General features: G+C 68.4%; 1 protein-coding gene. It reads left to right on the top strand.

The window, feature by feature from the left end:
- A partial coding sequence (locus tag SB816_RS33480) for an EAL domain-containing protein (RefSeq protein WP_410548439.1) occupies positions 1-253 on the top strand: 253 nt, incomplete at both ends.

Raw genomic sequence — 253 nt, 5'->3', positions numbered from 1 at the left:
CTGCGCCTGCATCCCGACGTCGTGAAGATCGACCGCTTCTTCATTCACGACATCGCGCGCGATCCGCTCAAGTTCGAGGCGGTCCGGGCGATGCAGCACTTCGCGCAAGCAAGCGGCGCGAAGCTGATCGCGGAAGGGATCGAGAACGAAAGCGACCTGACCGTCGTGCGCGACATCGGAATCTGCTGCGTGCAGGGCTTCCTGCTCGGCCGGCCGAGCGCGCGCCCGTCGGCGCTGCTCGCGCCGGCCGCCC

It is taken from the genome of Achromobacter sp. SIMBA_011 (genome assembly GCF_046535435.1).
Lineage (GTDB): Bacteria > Pseudomonadota > Gammaproteobacteria > Burkholderiales > Burkholderiaceae_B > Achromobacter > Achromobacter dolens.
This window is presented reverse-complemented; position numbering and strand designations above follow the sequence as displayed.